This window comes from Fundidesulfovibrio sp. YSD1 (assembly GCF_055397115.1).
Map to the genome: position 1 here is coordinate 3,306,075 of NZ_AP043666.1, position 15,669 is coordinate 3,321,743.

The 15,669-nt window shown below is 68.2% G+C and carries 14 protein-coding genes; 10 read left to right on the forward strand and 4 right to left on the reverse strand.

The features are described 5' to 3' along the window. Window positions 1-7: 7 nt before the first annotated feature. The 5 genes from ACZ5V4_RS15375 to recJ all read left to right on the forward strand — a co-directional run bounded on the left by ACZ5V4_RS15375 (window position 8) and on the right by recJ (window position 4,509). Entirely contained in the window at window positions 8-271 is a 264-nt protein-coding gene (locus ACZ5V4_RS15375) for a DUF370 domain-containing protein (RefSeq protein ID WP_464315750.1), read from the forward strand. Further along, a complete protein-coding gene (gmk, locus tag ACZ5V4_RS15380; RefSeq protein ID WP_464315751.1) occupies window positions 258-884 on the forward strand; it encodes a guanylate kinase in 627 nt (208 codons plus the stop codon). The genes ACZ5V4_RS15375 and gmk overlap by 14 nt, the downstream gene beginning before the upstream one ends. Window positions 885-988: 104 nt before the next feature. Beyond that, window positions 989-1,864 carry a tetratricopeptide repeat protein gene (locus ACZ5V4_RS15385; RefSeq protein ID WP_464315752.1) on the forward strand — a complete coding sequence of 292 codons (876 nt, stop codon included), beginning with the start codon at window positions 989-991 and terminating at the stop codon, window positions 1,862-1,864. Between the two features lie 7 nt (window positions 1,865-1,871). Continuing rightward, on the forward strand, window positions 1,872-2,732 hold the full coding sequence (locus ACZ5V4_RS15390; RefSeq protein WP_464315753.1) for an HDOD domain-containing protein: 861 nt from the start codon (window positions 1,872-1,874) through the stop codon (window positions 2,730-2,732). Window positions 2,733-2,811: 79 nt separating this feature from the next. After that, window positions 2,812-4,509, forward strand: a complete 1,698-nt coding sequence (recJ, locus tag ACZ5V4_RS15395) for a single-stranded-DNA-specific exonuclease RecJ (RefSeq protein WP_464315754.1) — start codon at window positions 2,812-2,814, stop codon at window positions 4,507-4,509. Window positions 4,510-4,637: 128 nt separating this feature from the next. Here the strand turns inward: recJ and ACZ5V4_RS15400 are convergent, their stop codons facing one another. The 3 genes from ACZ5V4_RS15400 to purD form a co-directional block, all read right to left on the reverse strand. Continuing rightward, window positions 4,638-6,503 (reverse strand): sensor histidine kinase, encoded by a 1,866-nt coding sequence (locus ACZ5V4_RS15400; protein WP_464315755.1) that lies wholly within the window; start codon window positions 6,501-6,503, stop codon window positions 4,638-4,640. A gap of 192 nt (window positions 6,504-6,695) precedes the next feature. After that, window positions 6,696-7,190, reverse strand: a complete 495-nt coding sequence (gene purE, locus ACZ5V4_RS15405; protein WP_464315756.1) for a 5-(carboxyamino)imidazole ribonucleotide mutase — start codon at window positions 7,188-7,190, stop codon at window positions 6,696-6,698. After that, on the reverse strand, window positions 7,187-8,467 hold the full coding sequence (gene purD / locus ACZ5V4_RS15410) for a phosphoribosylamine--glycine ligase (RefSeq protein WP_464315757.1): 1,281 nt from the start codon (window positions 8,465-8,467) through the stop codon (window positions 7,187-7,189). The genes purE and purD overlap by 4 nt, the downstream gene beginning before the upstream one ends. A 169-nt stretch (window positions 8,468-8,636) precedes the next feature. On the opposite strand from purD, the gene ACZ5V4_RS15415 reads away from it, so the two are divergent. The 3 genes from ACZ5V4_RS15415 (at window position 8,637) to ACZ5V4_RS15425 (ending at window position 9,862) form a co-directional block, all read left to right on the forward strand. After that, on the forward strand, window positions 8,637-9,101 hold the full coding sequence (locus ACZ5V4_RS15415; protein ID WP_464315758.1) for a Fur family transcriptional regulator: 465 nt from the start codon (window positions 8,637-8,639) through the stop codon (window positions 9,099-9,101). Between the two features lie 94 nt (window positions 9,102-9,195). Beyond that, on the forward strand, window positions 9,196-9,690 hold the full coding sequence (locus ACZ5V4_RS15420; RefSeq protein WP_464315759.1) for a rubrerythrin family protein: 495 nt from the start codon (window positions 9,196-9,198) through the stop codon (window positions 9,688-9,690). Between the two features lie 10 nt (window positions 9,691-9,700). Further along, complete coding sequence (locus tag ACZ5V4_RS15425; RefSeq protein WP_464315760.1) at window positions 9,701-9,862, forward strand: rubredoxin; 162 nt, start codon at window positions 9,701-9,703, stop codon at window positions 9,860-9,862. Window positions 9,863-9,997: 135 nt separating this feature from the next. Here ACZ5V4_RS15425 and ACZ5V4_RS15430 read toward each other — a convergent pair whose 3' ends face one another. Next, on the reverse strand, window positions 9,998-11,458 hold the full coding sequence (locus ACZ5V4_RS15430) for an HD-GYP domain-containing protein (protein ID WP_464315761.1): 1,461 nt from the start codon (window positions 11,456-11,458) through the stop codon (window positions 9,998-10,000). A 187-nt stretch (window positions 11,459-11,645) separates the two neighbouring features. Between ACZ5V4_RS15430 and ACZ5V4_RS15435 the strand changes: the two genes are divergently transcribed. Further along, window positions 11,646-14,303 (forward strand): HDOD domain-containing protein, encoded by a 2,658-nt coding sequence (locus ACZ5V4_RS15435; RefSeq protein ID WP_464315762.1) that lies wholly within the window; start codon window positions 11,646-11,648, stop codon window positions 14,301-14,303. Then, window positions 14,300-15,661, forward strand: coding sequence for a MinD/ParA family protein (locus tag ACZ5V4_RS15440; protein WP_464315763.1), 1,362 nt, complete (start codon window positions 14,300-14,302; stop codon window positions 15,659-15,661). Before ACZ5V4_RS15435 ends, ACZ5V4_RS15440 begins: the two co-directional genes overlap by 4 nt. Window positions 15,662-15,669: the final 8 nt, after the last annotated feature.

Below are 15,669 nucleotides of genomic sequence, written 5' to 3' on the forward strand. Positions count from 1 at the left end.
GCGCGCCGTGCAGAAAACAGGACTCTTGAACATCGGTTTCGGCAACTACGTGGTCAGCTCCCGCGTGGTGGCCATCGTGAACCCCGCGTCCTCGCCCATGCGCCGCCTGCGCGAGGACGCCAAGGAATCCCAGCGCCTGGTGGACGCCACCCAGGGCCGCAAGACCCGCTCCATCATCGTCACGGATTCCGGGCACGTGGTGCTCTCCGCCATCCAGGCCGAGACGATCTCCCAACGCTTCAGCCAGGACGACGAAGATGAAGCCAAATAAGCGTCTGGGCCTGGCGCTCATCGTCACCGCCCCCTCGGGCGCGGGCAAGAGCACGCTGATCAAGCGCCTGCTGGCCGAGTTCCCCGAGGTGGGCTACTCGGTCTCCTGCACCACGCGCAAGCCCAGGCCGGGCGAGCGCGACGGCGTGGACTACGTGTTCATAGGCGTGGACGAATTTCGCGAGCGCATCGAAAAGGGCCACTTCGCGGAGTGGGCCGAGGTGCACGGCAACTACTACGGCACGCAGAAGCGGATGGTGTTCGGGATGCTCGAGCAGGGCCGCGACGTGATCTTCGACATCGACGTGCAGGGGGCCAAGGCCCTCAAGACCAACCTGGGCCTGGGCAGGACGCTCTTCATCCTGCCGCCCTCGCGCCGGGAACTGGAACGCAGGCTCACGGGACGCGGTTCGGACTCTCCTGAAGTGGTGGCCAAACGCATCGCCAACGCAAAACAGGAGATCGAGCAGGCCGGGTGGTTCGACCATGTTCTGGTGAACGACGACCTGGAGAAGGCCTACGACGAACTGCGCTCGGTGTATGTGGCGGAACGGGCCCGGCCATCGCTCTATCCCGGGCTGATCGAATCGATCCTTGCCTCCTGGCCGCTTTAGTTCCGCACCCCGGGGCGCTCTTGCGCAAAGGTGCGGTTGCGGTTAATGATCGGGCAATTGCGTCGGAGCCGCCTCGCGGCTCCATTCGTTCCGGAGTCAAGACCATGAGCGATCCCGGCATTGCGGACGAGGAGCGGAAGGCTCAGAAGCAGCCCTCCCGGCAGCGGGAGAAGATCAAGGGCATCTTCTCGACCCAGTCCATCCAGCGGGTCGGCACCGGGACCACCACGCGCAAGACCATCCAGAAGACCTACTGGTTCGTGGACGAACTGGAGGAGGGCCTCCTGGAGATCCAGCCCCTGAACAAGAACTACATCCCCTCCGGGCCCAAGCGCAAGATCACGCTGGAGGACCTGGTGGCCAAGTTCGCGCCCGAGCCCGAGTTCTACATCTCCACGGTCTACCCCAAGCTCCAGGAACTCTCGCGCACCATCCAGAAGGGCGAGCGCCACCGCGAGAAGGGCGAGGTCTTCAGCGCCGAGTTGGAGTTCGGCCAGGCCCTCAAGGTGGACGAGGAGAACGTCCGGGCCAACTTCGGCCTGGGGCTCACCTACCTGGACCGGGGCGAGGCCCACAAGGCCAACGACATCTTCGAGCGCCTGGTGCGCCTGGACGCCGCCTTCGAACAGGAGCACAAGCACCTCTTCAACGACTTCGGCATCAGCCTGCGCAAGAACCGCATGCTCGACCAGGCCCTGGAATACTACCGCAAGGCCGAGAGCCTGGCCGAATCCGACGAGAACCTCTACTACAACATCGCGCGCGCCTGGTTCGACAAGGAGAACGTCGCCGAGTGCCTGGAGAACCTGAAGCGCGCCCTGGCCATCAACCCGGGGCTTGGCGAGGCCAGGCGCTTCGTCAAGTACCTGGTGGACCAGAACCTGATCACGGCGGACCTGCCCGGCGTGCGCGAACTCCTGCCCCAGGACGCGAGCCCGGCGAAACCCTCCGGCGCGGCCACCCTGAACGTGGGTTTCTGAGCCCCCCATGAGCCAGGAACGCGGACAGCAATTCCTCCTGGATCTGCCCGGCCTGCGGCACGACCTGCCCTATTCCCCTGCGCTGCTCACCCAGCTCTTCAGCCAGACCGGCCAGGGCTCCGTGACCCCGCTGGACGAGATCGCCGAGACCTTGAGCCGCGACCAGGGCCTGACCGCCAAGGTGCTCACCATGGCCAACTCGGCCTTCTACGGCCTGCAGCAGGAGGTGACCACCGTGGCCCGGGCCATCGCCGTGCTGGGCCTGAACGAGGTGCGCTCCCTGGTGCTGGCCGTCGGCGTGAAGGCCCTGACGGCGGCCAAGGGCTTCCCCGGGGAGTTCGCCGTGGGCCGCTACTGGGAACACCAGCTCACCGTGGCCCTGGTGGCCAGGCACCTGGCCCCGCTCATGGGCGGGCTCGACGGGGACAACCTCTTCACCGCCGGGGTGCTGCACGATCTGGGCAAGCTGCTCATCGCGCTGCACCGCCCCGATGACTGGCGCTCCATCGAGGCCCTGGCCGGGGGCGGGCTCTCCTACTCCGAGGCCGAGGAGGAGCACTGGGGCATCGAGCACGGCGTGGTGGGGGCCATGGTCATGGGGGCGTGGAACCTCCCGGCGGACCTCACCGAGCCCGTGAACTGGCACCACGCGCCCATGCACTCCCCCGGGCACAGGCGCGAGGCGCTGGTGCTCTGCGTGGCCGACGCCCTGGCCCATGTGGCGCTGGACCCCGCCCAGGTGGTCTCCTGCCCGTGGCGCGAGGTGCTCGGCAAGTTCCACCTGGACCCCGAGGCCATGCTCGGGCAGATCAAGGCCTTGCTCGAAAAGCACGATCCTGGCATCTTCGCCTCCGGGCTTGCCGCCTGATCGATACCTTCCCGTCCGGAGAGCGGCCGCCGCCCCGGGCCTGTGTTTTTCCCCTTTGCCGTACCTTAAGGAGCTTTCCGTGCGCAAACTCTGGCGCTCCCGTTCGGGCGAGCCGTTCCCGCATTACCTGGCCGAATGGGCGGACAAGTTGAGCGTCTCGCCGAGGCTCGCGCAACTGATGTGGAGCAGGGGGCATTGCACGCTCGAGGAGATGGACGTCTTCCTCAGCCCCGGGCTTCGCCACCTCATGCCGCCGGAGCGGATACCCGGCCTGGCCGGGGCCGCCGAGGCGGTGGCCCGCGCCGTGGCGCAGGGGCGCAGGATAAGCGTCTGGGGCGACTACGACGTGGACGGGGTGACCTCCACGGCGCTCCTCAAGGACTTCTTCGCCAGCCGGGGCGTCGAGGTGGGGCACTACATCCCCGCGCGCCTGGAGGAAGGCTACGGCCTGAGCGCCCAGGGCCTGGAGAAGCTCAAGGAGGCGGGCACGGAACTGGTGCTCACCGTGGACTGCGGCATCACCGCCGTGGACGAGGCCAGGCGCGCCAGGGAGCTGGGACTCGAGCTCGTGATCACGGACCACCACCTGCCCGGCCCCGAGCTGCCCGACGCCTCGGCCGTGGCCAACCCCAAGCTGGGGGACGGGCCGGGCCGCGACCTGGCCGGGGTGGGCGTGGCCTTCTTCCTGGCCGCCGCGCTCAACAAGCTCCTGCCGGGCGAGCCCGTGGACATCCGGCAGTTCCTCGATTTCGCGGCCATGGGCACCCTGGCCGACGTGGTCAGCCTCACGGGCCAGAACCGGATCATCGTCAAAAACGGCCTGCTGCTCCTGGCCGAGGCCAAAAGGCCGGGCCTTTTCGCCCTGAAGGAGGCCTCCGGGTACTACCCCAAGGCCCCCCTGGAGGCCACCCAGGTGACCTTCGGCCTGGCCCCGCGCATCAACGCCGCCGGCCGGCTGGGGCGCGCCGACGAGGCCCTGGCCCTGCTGCTCGCCCCGGATCTGGCCTCGGCCAGGCCCCTGGCCAAGGTGCTCGACGAGCTCAACGTCAAGCGCCGCCAGGAGGAGGACGCCATCGCGGGCGAGGCCATGGAGCAGGCCAACGCCCAGTCCGGGAGCCCGGCCATGGTCCTGCACGCGCCCCACTGGCACCAGGGCGTCATAGGCATCGTGGCCTCGCGCGTGGTGGACGCGCACTACCGCCCGGCCCTGGTGATCACCGAGGACAACGGCAAGCTCAAGGGCTCGGGCCGCTCCATCCCGGAGGTGGACCTCTTCTCGGCCCTGGCCTCCTGCCAGGGGCTGCTCCTGGGCTTCGGCGGGCACCACCAGGCCGCGGGGTTGAGCCTGGCCCCGGGCAACCTGGAGGCCCTGCGCCAGGCCTTCCGCGATGCCGTGGAGGGGCAGCTGGGCGAGGACAAGCCCGTGCCCACGCTGAAGCTCGACGGGGAGCTGCCGTTCACGGACATCCGCCAGGAACTGCTCAAGGAGCTGGCCCTGCTGGGGCCGTTCGGCTGCGGCAACCCAGAGCCGGTGTTCTCCTCGGCGGCGCTGGACGTGAAGGAGAGGCGCGTGTTCGGAGCCAACCACGTGCTCCTGGAGGTGCGCGACCCGGACGCGGCCGTGACGCTCAGGGCCAAGGCCTGGCGCATGGCCGGGGAGATCGGTCCGGAGATGCTGGGCAGGAAGCTCAGGCTGGCCTTCACGCCGAAGCTCGACACCTACAACGGCATCGGCAGCGTGGAGCTTCGGGTCAAGGACTGGAGCGCGGACGCGTAGTGTGGCGTCCACAAAATAAAGTTACATTTATTTTGTGGATAATGATTTGAAATAATTATTTTATCCTTGAAAACATGTTCATGTTTTCAGGGACGCGGCACCAGGCACGCGCGTGCGTGGCCGCCCCGTCAGTTCGCCATGGGCAGGGTCACGGTGACCGTGGTCCCCCCGGGGTCGGAGGTGTCCAGCGAGATGTCGCCGCCCATGGTCTCGGCGATGAGTTTGGCCGAGTAGGTGCCGAGCCCCGTGCCTCCCGATTTCCCTGACGTGACGTACTTCTCGAAGAACCGGGGCCGGATGGCCTCGGGCACCGCCCCCCTGTTGGAGATAGAGACCGACCCGCTGCCGTTTCGGCGCGCCATGCGCACCGTGACCGTCCCGCCCTTGGGCGAGGCCTGGATGGCGTTCTCCACGAGGTTCCAGAGCATGGACCAGCAGGGCAGCTCCTGCCCGAGCATCACGAAGCGCCCGCGTTCCCCGGCCGGGGCGCCGTCGAGCAGCACCTCGAGCCCGACCTCCCTGGCGCGCAGCTTGCCCGCCGCCTCCAGCCCGAACCTGCGCAACATGGCCGCGAAATCCACGGGCTCGGGCTCGAACTCGTAGGTTCCCTGCTCCATCTTGAACAGGTCCAGGTTGATGTTGACCATGTCCAGCATCTTGTAGCCGGTCTGGCGGATGAGCTGGAGGTACTCGTCGATCTCCTCGCGGGGCATTTCCTTGTCGGACAGGATCACGGCGGGCAGGCCGATGATGGAGTTGAGCGGGTTCTTCAGGTCGTGGCGGGTCATGCGCTCGATGTCGTCGCGCAGGATCTCCAGGCGCTTGCTGTCCGAGACGTCCTGCATCACGCCGGTGAGCACGGGCCTGCCCTCGCGGGTCAGGGAAGTCCCGAGGAACCTGATCCAGCGCTTGTGCTCCGTGAAGGTGGCGATCTTGGCCACCGCGTCGAGTTGGGCGCCGTTTTCGGCGGAGTCCACGAAGGCCTCCCGCAGCGGGGCGCGGTCCTCGGGGACGGTGCGCTCGAGGATGCGCTCCAGGCTGGGGGCGAAGTCCAGGGGGGCGTCGAAGAGCCGGAAGCTCTGGGAGGTCCAGGCCATCGCGCCGCTTTCCCGGTCCCACTCGAAGCCGCCCACGCCTCCGGCCTTCTGGGTCCTGCTCAGGAGCTCGCGGCTCTTGCGCAGGGATTCCTCCACCTTGCGCCGCTCGCGGACCTCCTGCTGGAGGTCCCTGAAGAGCAGGTCGTGGGGCTTGTTCAGGCCGGTCTCGATGATGGCCCGGTAGAGGAAGTAGAAGGAGAGGATCTTGAAGACGTGCCCGGTGAAGTTCATCCAGGCGTAGGGCGTCTTGTAGGCGGTGAAGCAGAGCTCCGTGACCACGGCCGCGCCGATGGCCATGACGAGGTGGCGCAGCACCAGGGGGTCGAACCTGGACCTGTTGCGCAGGAGCAGCAGGCCGCCCCCGGCGAGCATGGAGCCGATGACGTATTCGCTGACGACCTTGAAGTCGGTGAGCCCTTCCCCCGGCAGGAAGCAGTCCGGGAAGGCGCGCCAGTGGAAGAGGGAGAGCAGCACGGCCGTCGTGAGCGCGCAGCAGGCCAGCATGGCCGGCCCCAGGGGCAGCCTGCGCCTGAAGAACAGGGGTGCGATCAGGAAGCTCGCCCCCTGGAGGTAGCGCGAGGCGATCCACAGCTGGGTGGGCAGGTTGTCGTCGAACCCATCGAAGATCAGCATGCCCTTGAAGGCCATGGTGTGCAGGAGGTCCAGCATGGCCACGAAGAAGCTGGCGACGCCCAGGCAGAGCAGGTAGTCGTCCTTCAGGAAGCGCCTCGTGTTCCAGGCGAACATGAACACGCCGAAGGCGATGACGATGCCGAAAAGCTCGGCGAAGGTGTGGAACAGCAGGTAGCTGTAGGAGGCGGTAGCAGCCAGGAGGGTCAGGAGCGCCAAACCGAGGGCGGCTTCCTTCCATTCGATGGAGCGGAGGAGATTCTTCATTGCCTGCCCGCGATGCTTGTAAAGGCCGCACGCCCGGGAAGGAGCGCATGCCGGGCCGGGTTACCCCCGGACTGCCGGCGACAAAAAACCTCGGAGGCAATTTTACAATTGCCTCGCGAGGTTATTATGTCATTCCCCGCCTATAGGCAAGGCAATGGCAAAAAAAAGAACATTAATGTCAGGGCAGGGCGCTCAGCCAGCCCCGCCGAGCTCCCCGGCCGCCTTCTCCACGGCGGCGGCGAAGCCTTCGCGGGCGGCCTGGATCTTGGCCGCCATGTCCGGGTCCTGGAGCGCCAGAATCTGCGCGGCCAGCCAGGCGGCGTTGCGCGCTCCGGCCTTGTCGATGGCCAGGGTGCCCACCGGGAAGCCCGGAGGCATCTGCACGGTGGAGAGCAGGGCGTCCATGCCGCCCAGGGGCGAGGCGTTCACGGGCACGCCCAGCACCGGCTTGATGGTGCGCGCGGCCACCGCACCGGCCAGGTGCGCGGCCATGCCCGCGGCGCAGATGAACACCTGGCAGCCCTGCGCCTCGAGCTCGGCAACGAGCTTCTCGGTGCGCTCGGGCGTGCGGTGCGCGCTGGTCACGGTGTAGAGGTGCTCGACGCCAAGCTGCTTGAGAACGTCGGAGCAGGGCTGCATCACGTCCTTGTCCGAGATCGATCCGATGAAGATGGCCACCCTGATCATTGCTTGATCCTCTTGATTCCCTTGGCGCCGATGTCGCGGCGGAAATAGGACTTGTCGAAGCGCACGGCCCGCACGGCCTCGTAGGCCCTTGCCTGGGCCTCGGCCAGGTCCGCCCCCAGGGCCGTGACACCGAGCACCCGGCCGCCCGTGGTCCTCAGCGTGCCTTCCTCCAGGCGCGCCCCGGCCACGAAGACCTTCACCCCCTCGATCTCCTCGGCCTTGCCCAGGCCCGTAATCTCCATGCCCTTGGGGTAGGGGCCGGGGTAGCCCTCGGCGGCCACCACCACGCACAGGGCGGTCCTTCGGCTCCAGGCCACGGAGGCGGGGTCGAGTTCGCCCTTGGCGCAGTCGAGCATCACCCGGGCGATGTCGGACTCGAGGCGGGCGAGCAGCGGCTGGCATTCGGGGTCGCCGAAGCGCACGTTGTACTCGAGCACCGAGGGCCCGTCCTTGGTCATCATGAGCCCGGCGTAGAGCACCCCCTTGAAGGGGTGGCCCTTGGCCGCCATGGTGCGCACGATGGGGAGTATCGCCTTTTCGGCCATTTCCGGCCAGAGGGCCTCGGGCAGCACCGGGGCCGGGCTGTACGCGCCCATGCCGCCGGTGTTGGGGCCGGTGTCTCCCTCGCCCACGGGCTTGTGGTCCTGGCAGGAGGGCATGAGCGCCACGCGCTCGCCGTCGCAGAAGGCCAGGAACGAGGCCTCCTCGCCCACCACGCAGTCCTCCACCACCACGGTGTCTCCGGCCTCGCCGAAGGCGCGCTTGACCATCATCTCCTCGATGGCTTCCAGGGCCTCCGCGCGCGTCCTGGCCACCACCACGCCCTTTCCGGCGGCCAGGCCGTCGGCCTTGACCACCATGGGCACCGGTCGGGATTCCACATGGGCGCGGGCCTGGGCGTAGTCCGTGAAGACCTCGAAGGCAGCCGTGGGCACGCCGGATTCGCGCATGATCTCTTTGGCGAAGGCCTTGGAGCCCTCCAGGCGCGCGGCGAAGGCGTCCGGGCCGAAGCAGGGCACGCCGAGCGCGGCCATGGCGTCGGCGAGCCCGGCCACCAGCGGGGCCTCGGGCCCGGCCACAACGAAGTCCACGCCGTTTTCCCTGACGAAGGCCGTCAGGGCGGGCACGTCGGTGTCGGATATGGGGACGTTCTCGGCCACGAGGGCGGTGCCGCCGTTGCCGGGAGCGACGAAGAGCTTGTCCACGAGCGGGCTCGAGGTGAGTTTCCAGGCCAGGGCGTGCTCGCGGCCGCCGGAGCCGACCAGAAGGACTTTCATGTGCGCTCCTTGGTTTCGTTGGGCGTGGGGTATCGCAAGTGGGGGGCGAAAGCAATCGCGCCCGGAACCGCATCGGTAGGTTTCCTTGATGCGATAAATTCCGATTTATTCTTGACTTCGACAACAAGTGAGCTATCTGACTTGAAACACGTTCCTTGTTGAGGTTTGTATGCTTCACTCCCAAAGCACGGCCATGGATTTCGACTCCGCCCTGGAGAGGTTCAAGGCCATCTCCCAGGACAAGGGCCTGCGCCTGACGCACCAGCGCCTGGAGATCCTCAGGGAACTGGTCGGCGCCAAGGACCACCCCAGCGCGGAGATGGTCTTCGGGCGCGTGCGCCGCAGGCTGCCCACCATCTCGCTGGACACGGTCTACCGCACGCTGTCCACCTTCGACGACCTGGGGCTCATCATGCGCGTGCCCGTCACCGGCGACCAGGGCCGCTTCGACGCCGACACCAGCCCGCACCACCACTTCGTATGCTCGCGCTGCAAGTCCATCTACGACTTCCTGTGGGGCGACTTCGACGACCTCGTCCTGCCCGGCGACTCGCACGGGCTGGGCCGCGTGGACGACCGCCGCGTGGTGCTGCGCGGCGTCTGCCGGGACTGCCTGACCGAGAGCAACGCCTGATTTTTTGATTTGACTTGACCAGAACCTCGGTTTTGGTTTAGGATTGTAATCAGAATTTTTCCTAAAATATAATCAATCGAAATATGGAGGGATCATGTCCAAGTCCGAAGCGAATCTGAAGGAAGCCTTTGCCGGGGAATCCCAGGCCAACCGCAAGTACCTCGCCTTTTCCAGGCAGGCCGACAAGGAAGGGCTCAAGCAGGTCGCCAAGCTTTTCCGCGCCACCGCCGAAGCCGAGACCGTGCACGCGCTGACCCACTTCTCCGTGCTCAAGGGCGTGGGCTCGACCCCCGAGAACCTCCAGGCTGCCATCGAGGGCGAGACCCACGAGTTCGAGAGCATGTACCCCAAGATGATCGAGGAGGCCGTGGCCGAGGGCAACAAGCAGGCCGAGCGCACCTTCCGCTACGCCAACGAGGTGGAGAAGATCCACGCCGAGCTGTACAAGAAGGCCCTGGCCGACCCCGCGGGCCTGAAGGAAACCGAGTACTACATCTGTTCCGTGTGCGGCTACACCTGCGAGGACCACGCCCCGGACAAGTGCCCGGTCTGCAACGCAGCGGCCAAGGCCTTCTACACCGTCGGCTAGGAGCTCAGCCATGGACAAATGGGAATGCCCCTGCGGCTATGTCTACGACCCGGCCGAAGGCGACGTCGAACACGGCGTGATGCCCGGCACCGCCTGGGCCGACGTGCCCGAGGACTGGGTCTGCCCCAAGTGCGGGGCGGAGAAGGAATACTTCGAGAAGGTTGAGGAATAGCCGTCGCTTGGCGGCGTCCTCCGGACGGTCAACCCCCCGCGCGAGCGGGGGGTTTTTTTGTGCCAGCGGGCCTGGCCCTGGCCGGGGTGCCGGTGATGATGTACTGGCCGCGCGCGTGAGCCGCGCGCGGGCGCGTCAGGCCTCGCCGTTGCGCTCCAGCACGCGCAGCCAGGCCTTGACGATGTCGGCGTCCCACTGGGTGCCGGCCCCGGCTGTCAGGATGTCCCTGGCCGTGTCGGTGGAGCGCGCGCGGTGGTAGGCCCGGTCGGAGGTCATGGCCTCGAACCCGTCCACCACGCTTATGAGTCTGGCCAGGAAGGGGATCTCGTCGCCGCGCAGGCCGTCGGGGTAGCCCGCGCCGTCGTAGCGCTCGTGGTGGTGGTAGACGATGGGCAGCACCTCGCAGAGGCTCTCCACCTTGCCCAGGATGGTCCGGGCGATGGCGGGGTGCTGGCGCATGGCGGGCATCTCGCCGCTGTCCAGGGGGCCCTTCTTGTTCAGGATGTTGTCGGGCACGCCGATCTTGCCGATGTCGTGCAGCACGCCCGCGCGGCCGACAAGGTCCACCTCGCGCCCGGTGAGCCCCATGCCGCGCGCCAGCTTCACGGCGTAGCGGCTCACGCGCTCGGAGTGGCCGCGCGTGTACATGTCCTTGGCCTCCACGGCGTGCACGAGGGAGAAGACGATCTCGTCGTTGACGCTTTTCAGCTTGGCGCAGGCCGAGCGGCTCTCGAAGCACAGGGAGGCGTGGGCCGCGAACAGCGTGAGCAGGTTGAGCTCGTTTAGCGTGTACGGCGCGCTGCCGCCCGCCTTGAGCACCACGATGGCCCCGCTCAGCGAGCCGTTGCCCCCGACCGAGGCCCCGATGGCCGAGCGGGGCACGTTGCCCGAACCGTTGCCGTGGGCGGCGAAGGCTTCCCTGAGCAGGCGCTCCTCCAGGAGCAGGGGCCTGCCCTTGGCCGCCACGGACCCGGCCAGGGTCTCGAACCAGGAGCGCACCGCCGGGTTGTCGCGGAAGTAGGGGCCTATGAGTATCTGCGAGCCCAGGCCCATCTCCTTGGAACCGTCCACGAAGAAGGCGATGCCGTCCGGAGCGAAGGCGTTCTTGATCTGGGAGAGGAACTCCTTGATGAGGAGCTTCAGGTCCTTGTGGCCGCCGAGCGCGGAGTTGAGCGCGAGCATGCGCGAGAGGTTGCCCGTGCGCGACTGGCTGGCCTTGAGCGCGCGCTCCTCCAGGGCCTTCTTCACGGCCTGGCGCAATTCGTCGAGCTTGAAGGGCTTGAGCAGGTAGTTCACCGCGCCGAGCTTCACGCACTCCACGGCGCTGTCGATGGTGCCGTAGGCCGTGAGCATGATCACGTCCGTGCCCGGGGCGATGCGCGCGGCGGCCTTGAGCACTTCTATGCCGCCAGCGCCGGGCATGCTCAGGTCGCTGACCACGATGTCCACTGGCTCGCGCCCGAGCAGTTCTATGGCTTCGAGGCCGTCGTTGGCCTGGATTATTTCGGAGGCGAGGTCTGAAAGGGTTTCGGTACAGACTTCAAGAAGGTCGGGCTCATCGTCCACTAGCATGATGCGTGGCTTGAGCTGATTCATGGTCGGGCCGTCCGGTATTGAAGATTGTTACCAACCACATCGCTCGAATAGTACGGATGTAACCCCTTGTCCAGTATGGAGTACGCAGTTGCGCACCTCTCCGGGGCGCGCTTGCTTTTCCTGGAGGATGATGTATCGACTGGAAAAGACGTCATTTTTTTCAACGCCTGCCATCAATGGTGCTCACATGCTCCAGGAGCCTCTGCTGAAAACGGCGGAACGGACGCGCAAACTGATCGAGGGCATGGAGCATCTTCCCTCCGCCCCGGAATCCGCCGGGCGCATCCTTTCCGTGGCCACCGCCGAATTTCCCGACTTCCAGGAACTCGTCTCCTCCATCGAGGCCGACCCCGCCGTGTCCATCCGCGTGCTGAGGCTGGCCAACTCCGCCGGGTTCAACAGGGCCGAGCACGTGGACGACATCCGCCAGGCCGCCATGCTGCTCGGCACCGACACCCTGTGCACCGTGGCCCTGTGCGTGAGCGTGCGCGAAGGGCTCTTCGCCGCCTTCGCCGACGGCGACGCAGTGGTCAAGGAGTTCTGGAGGCATTCGCTGGCCTGCGCCTGCGCGGCCAAGCTCCTGGCCGGGTACGTCAGGCCGCGCATGGCCGGCACGGCCTTCGCAGCCGGGCTCATCCACGACTGCGGCAAGCTCGCGCTGCTCACCGCCGGGGGCGAGGACTACGCGCCGCTCATGCGCGACGAGTTCCTCGTGGGCCAGCGCCTGGTCAAGACCGAGCAGGAGGTCCTGGGCACGGACCACTGCCTGGCCGGGAAGTGGCTCCTGGAACGCTGGAGGCTGCCGGAGGTCTTCGTCGAGGCGGTCTGGATGCACCACCAGCCCGTGGCCGCCCTGATCCAGGAGGCCGCCCGCAACCCGCTGGCGCTGATGGTCGGCCTGGCCGACAGGATCGCCCACGAGGCCACGGGCACGCTGGCGGGCGTCTCCCGCGATCCCTCCTTCCTCGCGGGCGCCGCCGCCCTGGGCCTGGAGAGCCCGGCCGTGCCCGCCGACATACTGGCCGGGGTGGGCCGGCAGTTCGCCGAGCGGTCCTGGATCTTCGACATCCAGGAGGACGCGGGCGCGTTCTACTGCAAGGCCCTGGGCCGCGCCAACCGCCGCCTGGGCGAATCCAACCTCGGGCTCTCCGGCAAGAGCAGGGAGCTGGAGTTGGGCTTCCAGGCGCTCACGCGCGTGGCCCTCACCGGCGTGGACATCACCGCCGCCGAGACGCCCGGGGAGGTGATGGCCGCCATCGCCAGGCGCCTCTGCGAGGATTTCGCCTCCCCGCAGGGATTCGCCTGCATGGTCTTTCCCGAGGCGCGCATCGCCGAGGGCCACGCCTGGGGGTTCGGGGGCGGCGTGCGCCCGGTGCTCTTGCGCCTGAGGCCGGACCTCACGCCCGAGCCGGGCCAGGACTCCCTCCTGCCCGAGGCCTTCGCCGCGCACCTCGCGGGCAGCCGCACCCGGGCCTCGGCCCTGGCCGGTCCCGAGGGCCCGCCCGTGCACTTCCTGGACGGCGTGGGCATGGTCAACCTGACCGGCACGGGCAGCGCCCTGGGCGAGCTTTTGTTCGTGCCCCCGGCGGGCAACGTGACCCAGGAGGAGCGCTCGGCCATGAGCCTCCTTGCCCAGCTGGCGGCCCAGGCCTTCAGGCGCCTGGAGCTCATGAAGCGCTGCGAGATGCGCTCCGAGCGGCTCTCCCAGGTGATGCGCTCCATGCAGGAGATGAACGACAAGCTCCTGAAGACCCAGCGCCTGGCCGCCGTGGGCCAGCTCGCCGCCGGGGCCGCCCACGAGATCAACAACCCCCTGGCCATCATCTCGGCCCGCGCCCAACTCCTGGAGATGCGCGAGACGGACCCCGCCAAGAAGAAGGGCCTGCGCCAGATGGTGGAGCAGATCGAGCGCATCAGCGCCATCCTCGGCAGCCTCATGGATTTCGCCCGCCCGGCCGCCCCGCGCATGGAGACCGTGACCCCCAGGGAAGTCATGGACCGCGTGCTGGGTTTCCTGGAGGGCAGCCTGGTGAACCAGGGCGTGAAGGTGTTGCGCGAGTACGACCCGCAGACCCCCCAGATCAAGGCCGACGTGCGCCAACTGGAGCAGGTGCTCTTAAACCTCGTGCTGAACGCCCAGCACGCCATGGAGGAGGGCGGGGGCACGCTCACCGCCGTCATCGCCTTCCAGCCCGCGAGCGACAGCGTGGGCTTCACCGTGGCGGACACGGGCGTGGGCATCCCCCGGGAGAACCTGGAGAAGGTCTTCGACCCCTTCTTCACCACCAAGCCCGAGGGCAAGGGCACGGGCCTGGGGCTTTCCACGGCCTACGGCATCGTCCAGGCCCACAAGGGCCGCATCGCAGTGGAGAGCGAGCCCGGCAAGGGCACGAGCTTCACCGTGGTCCTGCCCCGGGACCTGACCGCCCAGGCCAAGCCCGCCCCGGCGGCCTCGAGCGCGCGCAAGGAGCGCGCGAGCATCCTGGTGGTGGACGACGAGGGCCACATACGCGACATCCTCCGCGAATCGCTCGAGTCCAACGGCTTCGCCGTGGAGGTGGCCGAGGACGGCGAGACGGCGCTCACCCTGCTTCGGCAAAACCGCTACAAGCTCATGATCCTGGACATCCGCATGCCCAGCCGCGACGGGCTGGCCGTCCTGCGCGAGGCCGCGACCTTCCTCTCCCCCGGCATGCCCGTGCTGGTGCTCACCGGCATGGCCAGCGAGGAGGAGATGGAGGAGGCCAAGGCCCTGGGCGCGGCCGCCTGCCTGCGCAAACCCTTCCAGGTGGAGGCGCTGCTGGCCGAGGTCGGCAGGCTTGCTGGCAAAGAGCCCCCTGCATGAGCCGCGTGCTGGCCGTGGCCAGCGGCAAGGGCGGCACCGGCAAGACGAGCGTCAGCGTCAACCTCTCCCTGGCCCTTGGGCGCATGGGCCGCCGGGTCTGCCTGCTGGACGCGGACCTCGGCCTCTCCAACGTGGACGTGCTGCTCGGCATCTCCCCCCAGGTCACGCTCGAGCACGTGCTCTTCGAGGGCGTGCCCATGGAGAAGGCCGTGTTCCCGGCCGGGCAGAACCTGGACGTGGTGCCCGGCGGCTCCGGCGTCACCAGGCTCGCGGACCTCTCGCGCGAGGGCAGGACGCTCCTGGCCCAGGAATTCTCCAAGCTCTCCGGCTACGACTACCTGGTGGTGGACGGCTCGCCCGGCATCTCGAGCCAGGTGATCTCCATGTGCCTGGCCTGCCCGGAGCTGGCCGTGGTGGTCAACCCGGACCCGTCCTCCATCACCGACGCCTACGCCCTGGTGAAGGTGCTCTCGGAAAACGGCCTGCGCCGCAGCCCCTACCTGGTGCTGAACCGGGTGCGCTCAGGCCGCGAAGCCAGGGAGATCTTCGAGCGCCTGCGCGCGGCCATGGGCAAGTACCTGAAGATGGACGCGCGCCTCGCGGGCCACATCCCCCACGACCCGCACATGGCCGCGGCCGCGGCCAGGCAGCGCGCCCTGGTGGACATCTTCCCTGCCTCGGCCGCCGGGCGCGCCGTGCTCGCCCTGGCCAAGTCCCTGGACGAGGCCAGGCTCCCGGCGGGGACGGCCTCGGCCGACCCCGCCGATGTGATGAGCGGGGCCATGGTGCGCATGCGCGAGGCGGCCCCGGCCGCCGCCGGGGGCGCTCGCCTGGACAAGGCCCGCGAGGCCCTGGACGCGGCCGTGCGCCTGGCCGGGCTGGTGGGCCGCCCCGAGGCGGCCGGGCAGGACATGGTGGGCAGGCGGCTTCGGGCACTGCTCTCGGAGGCGCGCGAGTGCCTGGGAGGCCAGGCCGCCGCCAGGGCCGCCCCGAGGCGCGAGGCCAGGCCCGTGCGCGTGGCCGTGATCAGTTCGGACTCCTCCATCGGGGAAATCCTCACCGAAAGCCTCGTCTCTTCGGGAATCCTGGTGAACGGCGGCTCGCGGCCCCAGGCCGCCGTGGTCTACTGGAGCGCGGACGCGGCCGGGCTGGCCGCGCGCCTGGGGGAGCTGGGGGACGTGCCCTGGGCGTACGTGCGCGGCGTGACGGGCCGCGACGTGCCCCGGCTGCGCGGGGGGCCTTGGGCCGTGATGGACATGCCCTTCAAGCTGGAGGACCTGGCCGTGATGGTCAGGCGGCTGGCAGGAAACGGGCGGCCGGACCAGGTTTTTTCGACGCGAGCCTCGACGCGGGGCTGATCGTGCGT

Excerpts from the sequence above, each read along its gene's own strand:
- gmk (WP_464315751.1), top strand. The coding sequence starts at position 258 with ATGAAGCCAAATAAGCGTCTGGGCCTGGCGCTCATCGTCACCGCCCCC.
- ACZ5V4_RS15385 (WP_464315752.1), top strand. The coding sequence starts at position 989 with ATGAGCGATCCCGGCATTGCGGACGAGGAGCGGAAGGCTCAGAAGCAG.
- ACZ5V4_RS15390 (WP_464315753.1), top strand. The coding sequence starts at position 1,872 with ATGAGCCAGGAACGCGGACAGCAATTCCTCCTGGATCTGCCCGGCCTG.
- ACZ5V4_RS15400 (WP_464315755.1), bottom strand. The coding sequence starts at position 6,503 with ATGAAGAATCTCCTCCGCTCCATCGAATGGAAGGAAGCCGCCCTCGGT.
- purE (WP_464315756.1), bottom strand. The coding sequence starts at position 7,190 with ATGATCAGGGTGGCCATCTTCATCGGATCGATCTCGGACAAGGACGTG.
- purD (WP_464315757.1), bottom strand. The coding sequence starts at position 8,467 with ATGAAAGTCCTTCTGGTCGGCTCCGGCGGCCGCGAGCACGCCCTGGCC.
- ACZ5V4_RS15415 (WP_464315758.1), top strand. The coding sequence starts at position 8,637 with ATGCTTCACTCCCAAAGCACGGCCATGGATTTCGACTCCGCCCTGGAG.
- ACZ5V4_RS15420 (WP_464315759.1), top strand. The coding sequence starts at position 9,196 with ATGTCCAAGTCCGAAGCGAATCTGAAGGAAGCCTTTGCCGGGGAATCC.
- ACZ5V4_RS15425 (WP_464315760.1), top strand. The coding sequence starts at position 9,701 with ATGGACAAATGGGAATGCCCCTGCGGCTATGTCTACGACCCGGCCGAA.
- ACZ5V4_RS15430 (WP_464315761.1), bottom strand. The coding sequence starts at position 11,458 with ATGAATCAGCTCAAGCCACGCATCATGCTAGTGGACGATGAGCCCGAC.
- ACZ5V4_RS15435 (WP_464315762.1), top strand. The coding sequence starts at position 11,646 with ATGCTCCAGGAGCCTCTGCTGAAAACGGCGGAACGGACGCGCAAACTG.
- ACZ5V4_RS15440 (WP_464315763.1), top strand. The coding sequence starts at position 14,300 with ATGAGCCGCGTGCTGGCCGTGGCCAGCGGCAAGGGCGGCACCGGCAAG.